11 protein-coding genes are annotated in these 18,062 nt (G+C 69.9%); 7 read left to right on the forward strand and 4 right to left on the reverse strand.

What is annotated here, in order from left to right; translation table 11 throughout:
• Positions 1-1,932, forward strand: coding sequence for a cytochrome c oxidase assembly protein (locus ACWF7A_RS21020; protein ID WP_452252134.1), 1,932 nt, complete (start codon positions 1-3; stop codon positions 1,930-1,932).
• Here the strand turns inward: ACWF7A_RS21020 and ACWF7A_RS21025 are convergent.
• Genes ACWF7A_RS21025 through ACWF7A_RS21035 form a run of 3 tightly spaced genes read right to left on the reverse strand, consistent with a single transcriptional unit; the run spans position 1,929 to position 4,260 of the window.
• A complete protein-coding gene (locus ACWF7A_RS21025; protein ID WP_452252135.1) occupies positions 1,929-2,726 on the reverse strand; it encodes an ABC transporter permease in 798 nt (265 codons plus the stop codon). The genes ACWF7A_RS21020 and ACWF7A_RS21025 overlap by 4 nt on opposite strands.
• Positions 2,727-2,735: 9 nt before the next feature.
• Positions 2,736-3,659 carry an ATP-binding cassette domain-containing protein gene (locus ACWF7A_RS21030; RefSeq protein WP_452252136.1) on the reverse strand — a complete coding sequence of 308 codons (924 nt, stop codon included), beginning with the start codon at positions 3,657-3,659 and terminating at the stop codon, positions 2,736-2,738.
• Positions 3,652-4,260, reverse strand: coding sequence for a TetR/AcrR family transcriptional regulator (locus tag ACWF7A_RS21035; protein WP_452252137.1), 609 nt, complete (start codon positions 4,258-4,260; stop codon positions 3,652-3,654). The genes ACWF7A_RS21030 and ACWF7A_RS21035 overlap by 8 nt, the downstream gene beginning before the upstream one ends.
• Positions 4,261-4,511: 251 nt before the next feature.
• Between ACWF7A_RS21035 and ssb the strand changes: the two genes are divergently transcribed.
• The 4 genes from ssb (at position 4,512) to ACWF7A_RS21055 (ending at position 16,333) form a co-directional block, all read left to right on the forward strand.
• Positions 4,512-4,907: a single-stranded DNA-binding protein gene (gene ssb, locus ACWF7A_RS21040; RefSeq protein ID WP_452252138.1), complete on the forward strand. Its 396-nt coding sequence runs from the start codon at positions 4,512-4,514 to the stop codon at positions 4,905-4,907.
• A 273-nt stretch (positions 4,908-5,180) separates the two neighbouring features.
• The gene (gene ettA, locus ACWF7A_RS21045; RefSeq protein WP_191302106.1) at positions 5,181-6,857 is read left to right on the forward strand and encodes an energy-dependent translational throttle protein EttA; all 1,677 of its coding nucleotides are present in this window, start codon (positions 5,181-5,183) and stop codon (positions 6,855-6,857) included.
• An 18-nt stretch (positions 6,858-6,875) separates the two neighbouring features.
• The gene (locus tag ACWF7A_RS21050; RefSeq protein WP_452252139.1) at positions 6,876-10,997 is read left to right on the forward strand and encodes a histone H1-like repetitive region-containing protein; all 4,122 of its coding nucleotides are present in this window, start codon (positions 6,876-6,878) and stop codon (positions 10,995-10,997) included.
• 392 nt (positions 10,998-11,389) lie between these two features.
• Positions 11,390-16,333, forward strand: a complete 4,944-nt coding sequence (locus tag ACWF7A_RS21055) for an NAD-glutamate dehydrogenase (protein ID WP_452252140.1) — start codon at positions 11,390-11,392, stop codon at positions 16,331-16,333.
• Between the two features lie 58 nt (positions 16,334-16,391).
• On the opposite strand, the gene ACWF7A_RS21060 is transcribed toward ACWF7A_RS21055, so the two are convergent.
• Positions 16,392-16,889, reverse strand: coding sequence for a DUF2975 domain-containing protein (locus ACWF7A_RS21060; protein WP_452252141.1), 498 nt, complete (start codon positions 16,887-16,889; stop codon positions 16,392-16,394).
• A gap of 85 nt (positions 16,890-16,974) precedes the next feature.
• Here ACWF7A_RS21060 and ACWF7A_RS21065 point away from each other — a divergent pair, with 85 nt between their 5' ends.
• Together ACWF7A_RS21065 and ACWF7A_RS21070 are read left to right on the forward strand one after the other, a co-directional pair.
• A complete protein-coding gene (locus tag ACWF7A_RS21065) occupies positions 16,975-17,406 on the forward strand; it encodes an acyl-CoA thioesterase (RefSeq protein ID WP_452252142.1) in 432 nt (143 codons plus the stop codon).
• Complete coding sequence (locus ACWF7A_RS21070; protein WP_452252143.1) at positions 17,399-18,025, forward strand: hypothetical protein; 627 nt, start codon at positions 17,399-17,401, stop codon at positions 18,023-18,025. Before ACWF7A_RS21065 ends, ACWF7A_RS21070 begins: the two co-directional genes overlap by 8 nt.
• Positions 18,026-18,062 lie beyond the last annotated feature (37 nt).

An 18,062-nucleotide genomic window follows, 5' to 3' on the forward strand; every position in this document is an offset into this window, starting at 1 on the left:
GTGCCAATCGAACGCTCCACCAGAACGGGTTTGGTGCCCCTCGTCGTCATCGGCTTCGCGGTGGCCTCGCTCGCCGCCGTCGCGCTGAGCTCGATCGAGAGCAACCCTCCGGCAGGGCTGCTGATCGTGCGCGTGCTGACCGAGACGGGTGCGGTGGTGACCATCGGCTCGTTGTTGCTGGCGGCGTTCCTCGTGCCACCGCAGAAGTCCGGCACTCTCGCAGCGGACGGTTACGCGGCGATGCGCACCGCCGGGTGGTTCGCGCTCGTGTGGCTCGTGGGTGCACTGCTGTCCGTGCCGTTCAACACAGCGGCCGCGATCGACCGTCCGGTGAGCTCGTTCACGTTCAGTCAGATGGTCGCGACGGCGATGCTGCTGGAGCAGTCGAAGGCGTGGCTGCTGACGGCGATCATCGTGGCGTTGCTCGCGCTGGGCTGCCGTCTGGTGTTGTCGTGGGGATGGACGACGGTTCTGCTGTTCGGTGCCGTCTTCGCGTTGGTTCCGGTTGCTGTCACGGGACATTCGTCGTCCGGTGGCTCGCACGACATGGCGACGAACAGCCTGTTGTTCCACCTCATCGCCGCGGTGTTGTGGGTGGGCGGCTTGATCGCGTTGCTCGCGCACGGCAGGCGTGGCGGCGCGCACCTTCCTCTCGCCGCGTCGAGGTTCTCGAAGATCGCACTGGTCTGCTGGATCGTGATGGCCGTCTCGGGCGTGGTGAACGCCCTGGTGCGCATCACGCCGGTCGACCTCGTGACGTCCACCTACGGCTGGCTGACGCTCGGCAAGCTGGCGTGCCTGCTGCTGCTCGGCGTGTTCGGCTACTTCCAGCGCGAACGCGGCGTGAAGGGCGTGGCCGACGGCAAGCCGCACGCGCTGCTCAAGCTCGCCGGCATCGAGATCCTGCTGATGATGTTCACCATCGGCCTGGCCGTGGCGCTGGCCCGCACGCCTCCTCCCGGCGGCGGCACCGAACTGCCCAGCCGCACGGAGATCGCGATCGGCTACGACCTCGACGGCCCGCCGACGCTCGCGGCCATCCTGTTCGACTGGCGCTTCGACCTGATCTTCGGAACGGCGGCGCTGGCACTCGCCCTGTTCTACGTCCTGGGCGTGCGCAGGCTCACCCAGCGCGGCGACAAGTGGCCGGTGGGCCGCACCGTCGCGTGGCTGTGCGGGTGTTTCTCGCTGCTGTTCGCGACGTCGTCGGGCATGGGCCGGTACTCGCCGGCGATGTTCAGCGTCCACATGGAAGCGCACATGGTGCTGTCCATGCTGACGCCGATCCTGTTCGTCCTGGGGGGACCGGTGACGCTGGCGTTGCGCGCGTTGCCCGTCAACAAGGAGGTGCCGGGTCCGCGAGAGTGGGTGCTGGCCTTCGTGCACTCACCGGTCGCACGGCTGTTGACGAACCCCTTCGTGGCGCTGGGCCTGTTCGTCGGCTCCTTCTACGCCCTGTACTTCTCGGGGCTCTTCGAGGCCGCTCTGCCGTTCCACTGGGCTCACCTCGCGATGAACGCGCACTTCATCCTCGCGGGCTACGTCTTCTACTGGCCCGTGATCGGCGTGGACCCCGCACCGAACAAGCTGCCGCCGCTCGGCCGGTTGGGGCTGTTGTTCGCGTCGATCCCGTTCCACGCGTTCTTCGGCGTCATCCTGATGAGCTCCGCGACCGTCATCGGCGAGCAGTTCTACCGCGGCCTGGCGTTGCCGTGGGTGCAGAACCTGCTGGAGGACCAACGGCTCGGCGGTGGCATCGCGTGGGCGGCGGGGGAGATCCCGTTGCTCGTGGTCATGGTCGCCCTGCTCACGCAGTGGGCGCGGCAGGACGGCCGGGACGCGAAGCGGTACGACCGCAAGGCCGACGCCGATGGGGACGCCGACCTCGAGGCCTACAACGCGATGCTGCGGAAGATCTCCGAGAAGGGTTAGACCGACAGCGGACGGCGGAAGCCGCGGACCGCGAAGAACGCGCCGATCGCCGCGATCACACCGCTCGTGACCAGCGCGCCGGCCACTCCCGTGACGGGGTGGGCGAGCGCCAGGCTGCGGGCGGCGTCGACCGCGTACGTCAGCGGGTTGACCTTCGCGATCGCCTGCAGCCAGCCCGGCAGGCCGTTGATCGGCACGAACGCGCTGGACGCGAACATCAGCGGGAACATCGCCAGGAAGCCCACGGTCTGCATGAGCTCGGCCTTGCGGACCCAGGCGGCGATCGCGATGAACACCCAGCTCAGCGCCCATCCGACGACCAGCGCCAGACCCAGCGCGGCGAGGGTGCCGAGCATGCCGCCGTCCGGGCGGAACCCGAACACCAGGATGCCGAACGCGATCATCAGCACCAGCTGGAACGCGGTGCGGACCGCGTCGGACAGGTTGCGTGCCAACAGAACCGTGCTCGGGCGGATGGGCAGTGAACGGAACCGTGCGAGCACACCGTTCGACATGTCCTGCACGAGCCCGATGCCGGACGCGAGAGAGGACTGCATCGCGGTGTTCACGAGGATCGCGGGCAGCAGGTAGTTGATGTAACTCATGCCTGCTGGGAAGTTCGCCGTCGACGTGATGCTGCCGAAGATCTGGCTGAAGAGCGTCAGCATGATCAACGGTTGCAGGATGCTGAAGAAGACGAGTGCGGGCGTGCGCAGCAGTGCGCGCAGTGAACGGCCAGTCAGCACGAGGACTTGCGTCGGGTAGCTGCTGCCGTGCCAGGTCAAAGTCGCCATGATTTCCCCCTAGTTCGCGGCGAGCGTGAGGTAGACGTCGTCCAAAGTGGGCTCCTTGAGGCCGATCTCGTGCGCCTCCAGGCCGTTGTCGTCCAACGCGCGCACGACCGTCGCAAGGTCGCGTGACGCGCTGACGGGGGTCGTGAGCGTGAGGCCTTCCGCGACGGGGTGGAGCCCCACGGAGTTGACGGCCTTCAACGCCAGGTCCACTTCGGACACCGAGTCGAGCGTGACGGTGACCGTGCGCTGGCCGACCTGGGCCTTGAGCTCGGCCGAGGTGCCGGACGCGACGACCTTCCCGTGGGACAGCACGGTGATCTGGTCGGCGAGCCGGTCGGCCTCGTCCAGGTACTGGGTCGTGAGCAGCACGGTCGTGCCGTCCGCGACGAGCTTCTCGACGATCTCCCACATCGCGAGGCGGCTGGCCGGGTCGAGACCGGTGGTCGGCTCGTCGAGGAACAGCACCTCGGGGTTGCCTACCAGGGACGCGGCCAGGTCGAGGCGCCGCCGCATGCCGCCGGAGTAGGTCTTGGCGTTGCGCTTGGCGGCGTCGGTGAGGTCGAACTGCTCCAGCAGGTCGTCCGCGCGCTGGTGGGCCTGCCCGCGGCTCGCGCCGAGCAGGCGGGCGATCAGGACGAGGTTGTCGTGGCCGCTGAGCTGCTCGTCGACGGCGGCGAACTGGCCGGTGAGGCCGATGCGGCTGCGGACCTCGTGGCTCTGCTTCACGACGTCGAACCCCGCGACCTTCGCGCTGCCGCTGGACGGCGGCAGCATCGTGGTGAGGAGGTTGACCAGCGTGGTCTTGCCGGCGCCGTTGTGGCCCAGGAGACCGAGAACGGAGCCCTTCTTCGCGGTGACGCTCACGCCGTCGAGCGCGTTCACGTCACCGAACTTCTTGCTCACCTCGTGGGCTTCGATCATGAGCTCACTCATTTGTCTCCCCCTTGAGCGCGCCGTGCAGGAAAAGTTCGACGATGGCGGCGGGTTCCGCCTCGGTCTGGCCGAAACCCGAGCCCATCCGGTTCGTGAAGACCGCGCCGAGCAACATCCGTCCGGCGAGGTCGGGGCTGACGCGCAGGTCGGCGTCGCCGAAGAGACTGGCGACCGCCTCGGACAGCTGCTGCATGCCGATCGGCGGGCCCTTGTGCTTCTTGTGGTCCTCGTCGTTCGGGTGGTAGCCGGACTCGCGCAGCGCGCCGATGAGGCCCCACATGCGGTCGAGGTAGCCGCTGAACGTGGCGACGCCCGTGGTGAGCCGTTCCTCGAGTGGTACGTCCGCCGGGATCGCCGCGAGGCGGGCGACCTCCTCGTCCGAGTGCAGAGCGCGCTGGATGCACGCGTCGAGCAGCTCCGCCTTGTCCTTGAACACGCGGAACACCGTGCCTTCCGCGATCCCGGCCGCGGCGGCGATCTGGCTGGTGGTGACGTTCGCGCCGGACTTCACGACGAGCGGCAGCGTGGCCTGGACGATCGCCTCGCGGCGATCTTCCGGGCTCATCGCGGGGGCGCGGCGGCGGCGAGGTTCCTCTGACACGTCCGCCACTGTATGAGTGAGTCCTCACTCATGTCAATGAGTGGGCGCTCACTCACTCGACTCCGCTCCAGGCCCGCCTAGCACGCACCCCCGACAATTCCGTGGTTCGAAGCCGTCCAAGATCTCGACCTGTCCACAGCCCGCGAGTTGTCCACAGATCCGCCGCCGCCCCGTCCCGGCCCACCGCCTCCGGAGCAGCCTGGACCAGAACCCCGCGACCTGGAGGCGAACCGATGTCCTGGAATTCCACCGTGATCACCGTTGTTGGCACTGTCGTCAGCGACATCACGTACAAGCACGGCGAGGACGGCAGGACGAACGCGTTCTTCCGCGTCAGCTCGACCGAGCGCCGGTACAACACGGCGTCGGCCGAGTGGGAGGACGGCGAGACCCTGTGGTTCGGCGTCTCGTGCTGGCGCAAGCTCGCCGACAGCGTGAAGACCACGCTGTCCAAAGGTGATCCCGTGATCGTCCAGGGCAAGCTGCGGATCCGTCATTACGAGAAGGACGACGTGAAACGGCAGGCGTTCTGCGTCGACGCGTCACACGTCGGGCTGGACCTGAGCCGGGTGCAGTCACTGGGCGCCGCCGCCGTCGTTGAACCGCGGTCCGCCGAAGATCCGGCGGAGGAGCCGGTTCCGTTCTGATGGAACTTGAGCCGTTCGGGGCAAACGAGTGCCGTACTTCGGGGAACTCACCCGATCGGGCACCACGCGCCGGACAAGATGTACCTACTGCGAACCACGAAGAAGGAGGGAAGCTCGTAGATCGGAGCCGCTGAGGACCGATCGCCGAGGGTCGTTCACGTTCGAACGGAACGGGCTGGTCACCGAGTCGCGTGACGCTCGTTGCGGGGGTGGGCGGCTGCTTGTCGGCGACCGAGGTCAGGAGCCTCTGGGCACCGCTCTACGATCGCCGCCATGGCCGAGTTCATCTACACCATGAAAAAGGTGCGCAAGGCGCACGGTGACAAGGTCATCCTCGATGACGTCACGATCATGTTCTACCCCGGCGCGAAGATCGGTGTGGTCGGTCCCAACGGCGCCGGCAAGTCGAGCGTGCTCAAGATCATGGCGGGGTTGGACACGCCCGGCAACGGCGAGGCCTACCTCGCCCCCGGCTACACGGTGGGCATCCTGCAGCAGGAGCCGCCGCTCAACGAGGAGAAGACCGTCCTCGGCAACGTCCAGGAGGGCCTGGGCGAGATCAAGGTGAAGCTGGACCGCTTCAACGAGATCGCCGAGTTGATGGCGACCGACTACTCCGACGAGCTGATGGAGGAGATGGGCAAGCTCCAGGAGGAGCTCGACCACGCGAACGCGTGGGACATCGACTCGCAGCTCGACCAGGCGATGGACGCCCTGCGCTGCCCGCCGCCGGACGCCGACGTCACCAAGCTCTCCGGTGGTGAGCGCCGCCGTGTCGCGCTGTGCAAGCTGCTGCTGAGCAAGCCCGACCTGCTGCTGCTCGACGAGCCCACCAACCACCTGGACGCGGAGAGCGTCCTGTGGCTGGAGCAGCACCTCGCGCAGTACACCGGCGCCGTGCTCGCCGTGACCCACGACAGGTACTTCCTCGACAACCTGGCCGAGTGGATCCTGGAGATCGACCGGGGCAAGACCCACCCCTACGAGGGCAACTACTCCACGTACCTGGAGAAGAAGGCCGAGCGTCTCGCGATCTCGGGCAAGAAGGACCAGAAGCTGCAGAAGCGCCTCAAGGACGAGCTGGAGTGGGTGCGCTCCGGCGCCAAGGCCCGCCAGGCGAAGTCGAAGGCGCGACTCGACCGCTACGAGGAGATGGCGGCCGAGGCGGAGAAGACCCGCAAGCTCGACTTCGAGGAGATCCAGATCCCGCCGGGCCCGCGTCTGGGCAACGTCGTGGTCGAGGTCGACAAGCTGAAGAAGGGCTTCGGCGACCGGGTCCTGATCGACGGTCTGTCGTTCACGTTGCCGCGCAACGGCATCGTCGGCGTCATCGGCCCGAACGGCGTCGGCAAGACGACGCTGTTCAAGACCATCGTCGGTCTCGAGCAGCCCGATGCCGGTGGCGTGAAGGTCGGCGAGACGGTCCTGCTGTCCTACGTCGACCAGAACCGCGGCGGCATCGACCCGAAGAAGAACGTGTGGGAGGTCGTGTCCGGCGGGCTCGACTACATCCACGTCGGCAACGTCGAGATGCCGTCCCGCGCGTACGTCAGCGCGTTCGGCTTCAAGGGCCCGGACCAGCAGAAGCCCGCGGGCGTGCTGTCCGGTGGTGAGCGCAACCGCCTCAACCTCGCGCTCACGCTCAAGCTCGGCGGCAACCTGATCCTGCTGGACGAGCCGACGAACGACCTGGACGTCGAGACCCTCGGTTCGCTGGAGAACGCTCTCGAGCAGTTCCCCGGCTGCGCCGTGGTCATCTCCCACGACCGGTGGTTCCTCGACCGCGTCGCCACGCACATCCTCGCGTGGGAGGGCACGGACGAGGACCCGTCGAAGTGGTACTGGTTCGAGGGCAACTTCGAGGGCTACGAGAAGAACAAGCTCGAGCGCCTGGGTGCCGACGCCGCGAGGCCGCACCGTGTCACGTACCGCAAGCTGACACGGGACTGAGAGGGCAACGGCGACGTCGTGGCGGCGAGGGGCGAGACGCAGGCGAACGTCGAGGTGAGCACGCTGGTCGTGCCCGCCTGGATGCTGCGTTGGCGCGCACCGGAGCTCGCTCTGGTGCTGGGTGAGCGCGCGGTCGCGCTCGCCTCGACCCGCCGCGACGAAGCCGACCGCCTGCGGGCGGAGTCGCTCGTGGTCTTCGCGGGCAACCGCATGGGCCGCGAGGTCCGCTTCGCCGACAGGGCGATCGACGCCCTGAAGGCGGCGGAGGCCGCCGGCGAGTACGAGACCGCGTGGATGCTGCGAGTCGAGCTCGCGGCGTGCGCGCGGTCCGTGGGAGCCCCGCTGACGGGGTTCGCCGCGGTCACACCGGTGCTCGAAGCGCCGGACGTGCCCGCGGAACTGCGGGCGTCCGCGCTGGTGCAGGCCAGCGAATGCCTCGTCACGGTCGGCCGCGGCGACGAGCCCACCAGGGCGCTCGCCGAGGCGGACCAGCTCTACGTCGCCGACACGACGCTCGACGAGGACACGCGTCTGCTGCTGCGCGGCCTGATCCGCGCGGTGCAGGCCGCGCAGCACCGGAGGTGGGGCGACATCGCCGCCGCCATCGGTGCCGCCCGCGAAGGTCTCGACCTGCTCAGCAGGTTCTCCGATCCGTGCGCGGACAGCGGTCAGGGCGTCGGCCGGCTCACGCTGGAGCTGGTGCTCTCACTGATGGACGCGAACCGCCTGCTCGACGCGGGCGATGCCGGAGCGCCGCTGCTCGACCGCCCGGTGCGCTCGCCCTCGGCGTCCACGACGGGCTGGCTCCGCCTGGCGCTGGCCACGCGCGTGCACCTGCCCGCAGGCCGCGTCGCGCTGGCCCGCGAGATGCTGCGCGAGGCCGCCGCGAGCGCCGAACGCCACCAGCTCGACACGTTGCTCGCCGAGAGCCTGCTCGCGCTGGCCCACGTGCACGAGGTGTCCGGTGAACTGGCCGACGCGCTCACGAACCTGCGCTCCGCCCACGCCGCCGAACGCCGCCGTGCCCGCGCCGTCTACGCGGTGCGCGCCCGTCTCGCCGCCGAGTTCTCCGGCGTCCACCGCCAGCCGGCCGACCTGCACCAGCAGCTGGCGAGCGTGCTCCGTCCCGTCGAGGGCATGCAGGTGGTCACCGACGGCGTGCTGTCCGCCGCACTGAAGCAACAACTCCGGCAGTGGCGCCCGGTCCAGGTCCGCAAGGGCGAAGGGCTGAAGGTTCAGCGCGTCCGGCGCGCTGCCGAAGACATGACCGTGGAAGGTTTGTCCGCGGCCCGACAACACGCCGCCGACCGGTGGCGCATGGTCCAGCCGTTCGGCGAACCCGATGACAAGACCCCGGAAGCCGTGGAACCGCCACCCGCACCCCTGCCGTCCTCCTCTTCGTCTTCCTCCGACCGCACCGTCCCCGCCTCCGGCCTGATCGCGTCCGCGGGCGCGATGGTGAGCGGCCGCCGCCGCGCCGCCCGCGTGGCCGCCGGCGAGATCGACGACGACCGGCCGACCACCATCGCCGAAATCCCCATCACACCGGCACTTCCGGATCCCGAACCGCAGCCGGTCCAGCCGCAGCCCGCTCAGCCTGAGCCGGACCGGCCTCAGCTGACCGTGGAGCAGGAACGCAAGCGCAAGGTCGAGCAGCAGCTCATGGAGCTGCAGCGCGAGGCGCGCCGCCAGATAGAGGCGGAGCGCCAGGCCCGCGCCGAACAGCGCGCCCAGGCCGAACGCGAAGCCCAGGCCGCCGAGGAAGCCGCACGCCAGGAGATCGCTCGCCAGAACGCGGTCCGCGAAGAGGCAGCACGTCTGGAAGCCGCCCGCGAGGAGGCGGCCCGCCACGAAGCCGCTCGCGAAGAGGCGGCACGGCGGGAAGCCGAGCGCGAAGAAGCCGCCAGGCAGGCCGCCGCCCGTGAGGAGGCGGCGCGTCAGGAGGCTGCCCGCCAGGACGCGGCTCGCGAGGAGGCGGCGCGTCAGGAAGCCGCCCGCCAGGAGTCCGTTCGTCAGGAACTGGCGAGACAGGAAGCGGCCCGCCTGGAGGCCGTGCGCCAGGAAGAGGCCCGCCGCGAGGCAGCGCGCCAGGAAGCGGTCCGCCGCGACGTGGCCCGTCAGGAGGCGGCGCACCAGGAGGTCGCCCGCCTGGCCGTGGAACGCGAGGAGGCGGCCAAGGAAGCCGCGGCCCGCGACGAAGCGGCTCGTGCGGAGGGCGCCGCGCGCGACGAGGCGTCCGGTTCGGAAAGCGTGCTGGACATGCTCAAGGCCCAGGGCCTGCGAGCAGGAGGCCGCCGCCGCGCCCGCGACGCCGATCCCGAGGGCAGGACCCCGTCGTGGCGAGTCGAACCCCCGTCGGGCCTGCGCAAGGACACTCCGGCCTCGGAGCCGTCGCAGAACTACTTCGCGGACTCGGGCCTGTCGTCCCGCTCCGACCGCTTCGGCGACCACACGTCCCGCCCCGACTACCTGGGCGACCAGGGCACCCCGCCCGGCTCTGGCCTGGCCGCGGCGTTCTCCCGTGCGCCGGCGGCCCCGGACTTCGGCCCCCACCTGGACGAACCGGCCTACCCGCTGCACACCCCGGCGGGCGGCTTCCCGGCAGCCGCCCAGGACCCCGACGAGCGCAAGCTCCCGGACCTGGACTTCAGCAGCCTCGACTTCAGCACCCCGAAGCCGAAGAACCCCGCCCCGCCGGAGGAACCGGCCCCTGCCGAGGTCCCACCGGCCCCGGAACCGGACCTGATGACGACGACGTTCCTGAGCTCGGCGGACGTGGACGACGACCCGGCGGACGTCCCCACGAGCCCGGTGCGCGTGCAGTCCCAGGCGGACCAGCCGACGTTCGGCACCCAGACCAGCTTCGGCACGCAGTCGGCCTTCGGCACCCCACCGGCCTACGACACCCAGCCCGGCCACAGCGCCGGCACCGACCCGCTCCCGGCCGCCGCCGAGGCGCCGACCGAGACGGGCTTCCGCGCGGTCGGCGAGCCGGAGCAGGCCGAGGCGTACGACTTCTTCGCCTCGAACCCGGCGGCGTCGACCACCGAGCCGGCCCAGGCACGAGACACACCGGGCAGCACCGCGAAGCCCGAGTCCACCGACCGGACGGGCCGCCCGAGCAGCCGTCGCAGGCCGAGCGAACTGAGCCTCGCCGACCTGCTGGCCGAGGCACTGGTCGCCTACGAGACGGGCCGCCGCTCCGACGAGGAACAACTCGACGCCGTGGACCTGACCGCCCCGGACTGGTCAGCGACGGAATCCACCCCGGACACCCCCGCGGCAGAGCCGAGCCCGTCCGGCGCGGAACCCGCTACCACGGACCCGGCGTCACGGCCGGGGGAGGCGTTCAGCGCGGTCACGGACCTCCGGACCCAGCCGGTGGCGGAAGCCACGTCCGGTTCGGACGCACTCTTCGGATCGGGTCAGTCCGCGGACGCCCGGCAGGACCCGGCGGAGGAGAACCCGTCGAGTTCGGAGGCGTTGTTCCGGTCGGGCTTCTCCTTCGGCACCGAGCAGGACTCGGAGGCCGCGCCGTCGTCGGACACGGGCAGTTCGTTCGGCACGCAGCCGGACGCCGTGACCTCGTCGGACAGGTTCGGCTCGGGCAGCTCCTCCGGTGCTCGGCAGGATTCCGCGGGCTCGCCGGATCCGCTGTCCGGTGCTGGGCGGTCCTTCGGCACGCAGGACTTGTCGACCGCGTCGGACGGGTTCGGCTCGAGTCGACCCTTCGGCGCGCAGCAGGAGTCTCCGGGATCGTCGGACGGGTTCGGCTCGAGTCAGCCGCTGGGTGCGCGGCACGGCGCCGCGGACTCCTCCGACGCGGTGTTCGGCTCGAGCCGGCCCTTCGGCGCCCAGCCGGAGCCCGAGCCCGCTCCGGACCCGCTGTACGGCGCGAGCCAGTCCTTCGGCACCCGGCAGTCCTCACCGGAGCCCTCCACCGAGAGCTCGCTGCGCCCCGTCCAGAGCTTCCCCGCACAGCCGTCGAGCCACGACTCCTACGCCCTCGGCAGTCAGGCCGAGTCCGCGCAGGAGAAGACCGGACCGATCGCTCCCGTGTCGTCGGACAGCGAGACCACCGGTCCGATTCGTCCCGTCCGGGCGGACGGGTCTCCCGGCTGGACGCTGCCGGGGGTGTGAGGGTGGCCAGCGCCACACCTCAAGCCTTGCCCAACCCCTCCTGCCTGGCGCTGACCCGGCGTCGGGCAGGAGCTCGAGCGGGTGGCCGGGCGGCGACCTGCGGTGGGCGGGTCGATGTTGTCTGATGGTTCCACGGTGGTCACGACGCCGTGGGGCCCATGATCGGATGAACCTGTGGATCGACGGGGTGTCGGGGCCGGCGCAGCAAGCCGGTGCCCTGTCGTGTCCACCGAAGCGGAAAGCCTTGTCGCCACTGATGATGTGACTCGATTCAGCCCACGATTCAGTGGCCCGTCAGTGCACCTCCCGTTGCCGGTGATCCCCGCCACCCCATCTATGGTGGGGCCGGACCCGGCACACAGAGGTGCCGGATAGCGTGGAGTCGCCTGAAGATGACCTCGACTGGAGCCCCGACCCGAACCGACGACGTCTCCGCGGCCCCCGCCGCGGGTGATGGCAGTCCAACGGCCAGTCCTGAGCAGGTCCGTGACGAGCTGATCGAACGGGCCGCCGCCAATGCCCCCGAACTCGCTGACCTGATCCGCCTTTTCTACCGCCACGTGCCCGCCGAGGAAGTCAACGACGACGACCCGGTGGACCTGGTCGGTGCGGTGCGGTCGAACTACCAGCTCGCCGAGAGCCGCGTTCCCGGACGCGCCGCGGTGCGCATTCTGAACCCGACGCGCGGGACCGACGGGTGGCAGTGTCCTGTCACCGTGGTCCAGGTCGTCACGGACGACATGCCCTACCTCGTCGACTCGGTCGCGTCCGAGCTCACGCGGGGTGGTGTGCAGGTGCAGCGCGTCGTGCACCCGATCGTCGTGGTGCGGCGCGACCCGGTCACCGGCGAGCGCACCGAGGTGCTGCCGACGGCCGATCCGGCCGATCCGCCCGCCGACGCGCTGGCCGAGTCGTGGATGAACATCGAGGTCGACCTCATCACCGACCCCGATCGTGCCCGCGAGCTCGAGACGCGGCTGCTGACGGTGCTGACCGACGTCCGCGAGGTCGTCGAGGACACCGACCGCATGGTCGCCACGGCCCTGCAGCTGGCCGAGGAGCTCAAGAAGGACGCGTCCGAGGCCACCTCGGACGGCTCGAACCTGCTGGAGTGGCTCGCGGACGGGCACTTCACCTTCATGGGCTACCGGCAGTACGAGCTCGTCCAGGAGGACGGCGAACCGGCGCTGCGGGCCGTGCTCGCGAGCGGCCTGGGCGTGCTGCGCCAGGACAGCCTCGCCGCGCGCAGCCTCACCGCCGGGCCGGACAACGGCGCCCAGGCGCTGAGCCCCGACCTGCTGGTGCTGACGCAGGCCAGCGCGCAGAGCAGCGTGCACCGCAGCGTCTACCCCTACTACGTCGGCGTGAAGACGTTCGACGGCGAGGGCAACGTCTCCGGCGAGCACCGCTTCCTGGGCATCTTCAGCACCACGGCGCTGCACGAGAACGTGCTCGACATCCCGGTGGTCGAACGCCGCGTGCGCGAGGTGATCCACCGCGCGGGCTTCCCGCTGCAGTCCTACTCGGGCCAGCGGATGCTCGAGGTCATCCAGAACTACCCGCGCACCGAGCTGTTCTCGGTGGACGCGGAGACGCTCTACCAGACGACGACGGGTGTCATCGCGCTCGCGGAACGCCGCCGGCTGCGGCTGTTCCTGCGCCGCGACCCGTTCGGCCGCTTCTTCAGCTGCCTCGTCTACCTGCCGCGTGACCGCTACACGACGACGAGCCGCCTCGCGATGCAGGAGGTGCTGCTCGCCGAGCTCGGGGGCCTGAACCTCGAGTACAGCGCGCGCATCGGTGAGTCCGCTCTGGCGCGTGTGCACTTCATGGTGCACACGGACCCGGCGCGCACCCTCGAACCGGACGTCGCGGCGATCCAGGCCAAGCTGGCCGAGGCCGTCCGCAGCTGGGACGACCGCATGGTCGAGGCCGTCGTGGGCGACGAGGGAGACCTCGGCGCGGAGTCGGCCACCGAGCAGGGGCAGCGGTTCTCCACGGTCTTCCCGGAGGCCTACAAGGAGGACTTCCCGGCCTCCACGGGCCTCGAGGACTACCGGCGCATCGAGAAGCTCGTCGAGGGCGACCTCGACATGGTCTTCTACGTGCCCGAGGACGCCGAGCCGGGGGAGCGTCGCTTCAAGCTCTTCGTGACCGGCGAGGGCATCACGCTGTCCGACGTGCTGCCGATGCTGCAGCGCATGGGCGTCATCGTGGTCGACGAACGGCCGTACGAGATCGCCCGCGAAGACGGCGTGCAGTGCTGGATCTACGACTTCGGCCTGCGCATCGACAAGGCCGCGCTGGCGCAGCTGTCCGAGGCCGACCTCGACAACGTGCGGGTGCGGTTCCAGGACGCGTTCGCCGCCGTCTGGCGCGGTGAGGCCGAGGTCGACCGGTTCAACTCGCTGGTGCTGCAGGCCGGGCTCACCTGGCAGCAGGCCGCGATGCTGCGCGCGTACGCGAAGTACCTGCGCCAGGCGGGCACGCCGTACTCGCAGGACTACATCGAGGACGCCGTGCTCAGCCACACGTCCGTGGCGATCGCGCTGGTCGCGTTGTTCGAGGCCCGGTTCGACCCGCGGCTCGACGACGGCACGCGCACCGACCGCACCGAGACGATGGTCGTCGAGACCGGCAAGCTCATCGACGACGTCACGAGCCTCGACGCGGACCGGATCCTGCGCAGCCTGCTCACGCTGATCAACGCCACGCTGCGGACGAACTACTTCTTCCGCGACGCGGACGGCAACGCGCGGCCGTACCTGTCGGTCAAGCTCGACCCGCAGGCCATCCCGGACCTGCCGCAGCCGCGGCCGAAGTTCGAGATCTTCGTGTACTCGCCGCGGGTCGAGGGCGTGCACCTGCGCTTCGGCAGCGTTGCGCGCGGTGGCCTGCGCTGGTCGGACCGCCGCGAGGACTTCCGCACGGAGGTGCTCGGCCTGGTCAAGGCGCAGGCCGTGAAGAACGCCGTGATCGTGCCGGTCGGCGCCAAGGGCGGCTTCGTCGTCAAGAAGCCGATCGCCCCCACCGGCGACCCCGGCATCGACCGCGAGAACTTCATGTCCGAGGGCATCGCCTGCTACAAGATGTTCATCTCGGGCCTGCTCGACCTCACCGACAACCTGATCAACAACGAGGTCGTGCCCGCGTCGCAGGTCGTGCGCTACGACGGCGACGACACGTACCTCGTCGTGGCCGCGGACAAGGGAACGGCGACGTTCTCCGACATCGCGAACGGCGTGAGCCAGAGCTACGGCTTCTGGCTGGGCGACGCGTTCGCGTCCGGTGGCTCGATCGGCTACGACCACAAGGCCATGGGCATCACGGCCAAGGGTGCGTGGGAGAGCGTGAAGCGCTCGTTCCGCGAGCTCGGTGTGGACACGCAGACCCAGGAGTTCACCGTCGTCGGCATCGGCGACATGTCCGGTGACGTGTTCGGGAACGGCATGATGCTGTCCGAGCACATCCGGCTCGTGGCCGCGTTCGACCACCGGCACATCTTCATCGACCCGGACCCGGTCGCGGCGAGCTCGTTCGCCGAGCGCGTGCGCCTCTTCACCGTGCCGCGTTCGTCGTGGGACGACTACGACCGCTCGCTGATCAGCGAGGGCGGCGGCATCTTCCCGCTCACCTCGAAGTCGATCCCGATCTCCGAGCAGGCCCGCGTCGCGCTGGGCCTGCCCGAGGGCGTCGTGAAGATGTCCCCGCCGGAGCTCAAGAAGGCGATCCTGCTCGCTCCGGTCGACCTGCTGTGGAACGGCGGCATCGGCACGTACGTCAAGGCGTCGACCGAGTCGCACGCCGACGTCGGCGACAAGGCGAACGACTCGATCCGCGTCGACGGCAACGAGCTGCGCGTCAAGGTGGTCGGCGAGGGCGGCAACCTGGGTCTGACCCAGCGCGGCCGCATCGAGTTCGCCCGCAACAACGGCAAGGTCAACACCGACGCGCTCGACAACTCCGCGGGCGTCGACTGCTCCGACCACGAGGTCAACATCAAGATCCTGCTGGACCACCTGGTCCGGGAGGGGTCGGTCGAGCAGCAGCAGCGCAACGAGGTCCTCGCCGAGATGACCGACGAGGTCGGCGAGCTCGTGCTGGCGGACAACTACTCGCAGAACAACGTCCTCGGCGTCAGCCGGGCGCACGCCGCGCCGATGCTTTCGGTGCACGCGCGTCTCACGGCCGACCTCGAAGCTCGCGGCGCGCTCAACCGCAAGCTGGAGGCGATGCCGAGCGCCGCGGAGTTCAAGGCGCTGGAGAAGGCCGGCGAGGGTCTCACCTCACCGGAGCTCTGCACGCTGCTCGCGTTCACCAAGCTCACGCTGAAGGAAGAGCTGCTCGCGAGCGACATCCCGACGATCGACACGTTCACCCGCAAGCTCCCGGACTACTTCCCGAGCCTGCTGCGCGAACGCTTCGGCGCCGCGATTCCGAACCACCCGCTGGCGCGGCAGATCATCACGACGGTCGTCGTCAACGAGGTCGTCGACGGCGGCGGCATCTCCTACGCCTTCCGCCTGGCCGAGGAGATGAGCGCGTCGGCGACGGACGCGGTCCGCGCGTACGCCGTCGTCACCCAGGTCTTCGACCTGCCGCGGATCTGGCGCGAGATCCAGGCGCTCGACACCGTGGTGGCGACGGACGTCCAGGACAGCATGGTGCTGGAGACCCGCCGTCTGCTGGACCGCGCGTCCCGCTGGCTGCTCTCCAACCGCCCGCAGCCGCTCGCGGTCGGCTCCACGATCAACCGCTTCCGCGGCGTGGTCGAGGAGCTCAGCCCCTTCGCCTTCGAACTGTTGCAGGGCAAGGAACTGGCCGTCGTCGCGGGCAAGGCGGAGCGGTACGTCGAACAGGGCGTCCCGGCCGAGCTCGCCCGCAAGGTGGCCGCGCTGCTGTACATGTACGGCCTGCTCGACGTCACCGAGATCGCCGAGCTGGCCGAGCGCGAGTTCGGTCCGGCCGGCGGAGCGGGTCCGGAGCGCACGCACCGCGAGACGGCCGAGCTGTACTTCTCGCTGTCCGACCACCTCGACATCGACCACATGCTGGACTCGGTGACGAGCCTGGAGCGCGGCAACCGCTGGCACGCCCTGGCCCGGCTGGCACTGCGCGACGACTTCTACTCGTCGCTGCGGGCCATCTCGGTCGACGTGCTGCGGGCGAGCGACGAGGATGACACGGCGACCGAGAAGATCGCCAAGTGGGAGCAGGCCAACGCCTCCCGCCTGGCCCGTGCGCGCGGCGCGCTGGAGGAGATCAACCGGGTCCACCAGCTGGACCTCGCGACCCTCTCCGTCGCCGCCCGTCAGGTGCGGAGCATGGTCAGGTAGAACGAGCAACGAGAACCGGGGCGCCGCGGAATCCCCTCCGCGGCGCCCCGGCGTCTTCTCAGACGACCTGCTCCAGTTCGGCGCGCTGGGCGATCGCACGGCCGAGCCACTGCCGTCCGACGTAGACCAGCAGCGCGACGCCGACCGCCGCGACCGTGCCGACGGCGGACCCCATCCACAGCCCCAGGACCTCCATGCCGTCCGCGGGGGAGGGGATCTCGGTGAACGTGACGTAGACGAACAACCAGGCGAGCACCAGGGCTCCCGCGGCGATGGCGCCGATCGCGACGTTCGTCCAAGTGAGGGCACCGGACTCGAACACCGTGCCCTCTCCTGCCCGGTGCAGCATCCCGCCCAGCGCGACCGCCAGAACCTGAAGGCACGCCACGAAAACGATCGCGGACACCACGAACGGCACTCTCACCGACTCGTACGGCGGGAAGTTCTCGACCTCGTTCGCGGCGGTCCCCGGGATGATCGCGACCTGCGCGAACACCCCGCCGAGGAACGCCATGGCGAGCAGGGCCTGCAGGAAGAACACCACTACGCGAGACATGAATCGAGTATCGAGAGCTGCCTATCGATTTTCAATCGGCTGGTGTGGAGGTCCTGTGAAGGTCCGTGAACGGTAGGGTCCCTGCATGGGAGTCTTCGTCACGGGTGTGCGGCCTCGATGGTCGGACATGGATGCGTTCGGCCACGTCAACCACGCGAACACGGTGACGTTGCTGGAAGACGCCCGGATCGAGCTGCTGTTCACCGAGGCGGCCCGCCACGGGGTCAAGGAACTGGCCGAGGGCATGGTCGTGGCGAAGCTCGTGGTCGAGTACCTCGCGCCGATCGTGTTCACCGGCGAGCAGGTCCAGGTGGAGATGTCGGTGCGGGAGCTGAAAGCGGCCTCGCTGACGCTCGACTACGTGGTGCGCACCGGCCGCGACGTGAACAGCCCGGTGGCGGTCAGGGCGGAGACGCTTCTGGCGCCCTACAACGTGACGACAGCACGACCGCGCAGGCTGACCGAGGCCGAGCGCGACTTTCTCGCCGGGTGGCGTGCAGGGGGAAATGGTGCCTGAGCTGGTGTTGGCCGACGCGGCCGAGAGAGACGACCTGGGGGCGTTCGCCGCGCGGGCGGTGCGGCTCGACGCGCAGAGCGTCGTGCGGCTGCGCAACCGCGACTCCGAACGGCTCGACGCGTGGGTGGCCACGCCGTTCGACGCGCTCGCGACGCGAACCGTTGCGGGACAAGCGACTCCGGCGGACGTCACGGTGTCCGGCTCGGAGCTGCTGACGGGCCTCGCGGTCATGCGCGACGAACGCATCGACCCGGGCCCCGCGAAGGACCTGATGTGGCGCACGGCCCTGCCGCCCGCCGAGGGCTGGCTGATGGTCGACCTGCTGCCGGTCGAGGTCGTCGCGAAGCTCGCGGACGAGGGCGTCGAGGTGGCGCGGGAGAACACCGGTCCGCAGGGCACGCCGCCGGCCTCGTTGCTGGACCAGACGGTGCTGACCGTCAGCGGGTCCGGACTGGACGTCAAGATCCCGCTGAGGGTCCTGTTCGCGTTGTCGGGCATGGGTTTCCTCGGCGACGACGGCGAGGTGCGGGTGACCGCCACGGACTCGTGGCTGCGCATCGACGCCCGCTTCGGCGCGGTGGTCCGCCGCCGCCACTCCATGCTGCCGCTGATCGTCTGACGCGCTGAGGGGCGGCCACCGGGTGGTGACCGCCCCT

It is taken from the genome of Lentzea sp. NPDC055074 (assembly GCF_053608005.1).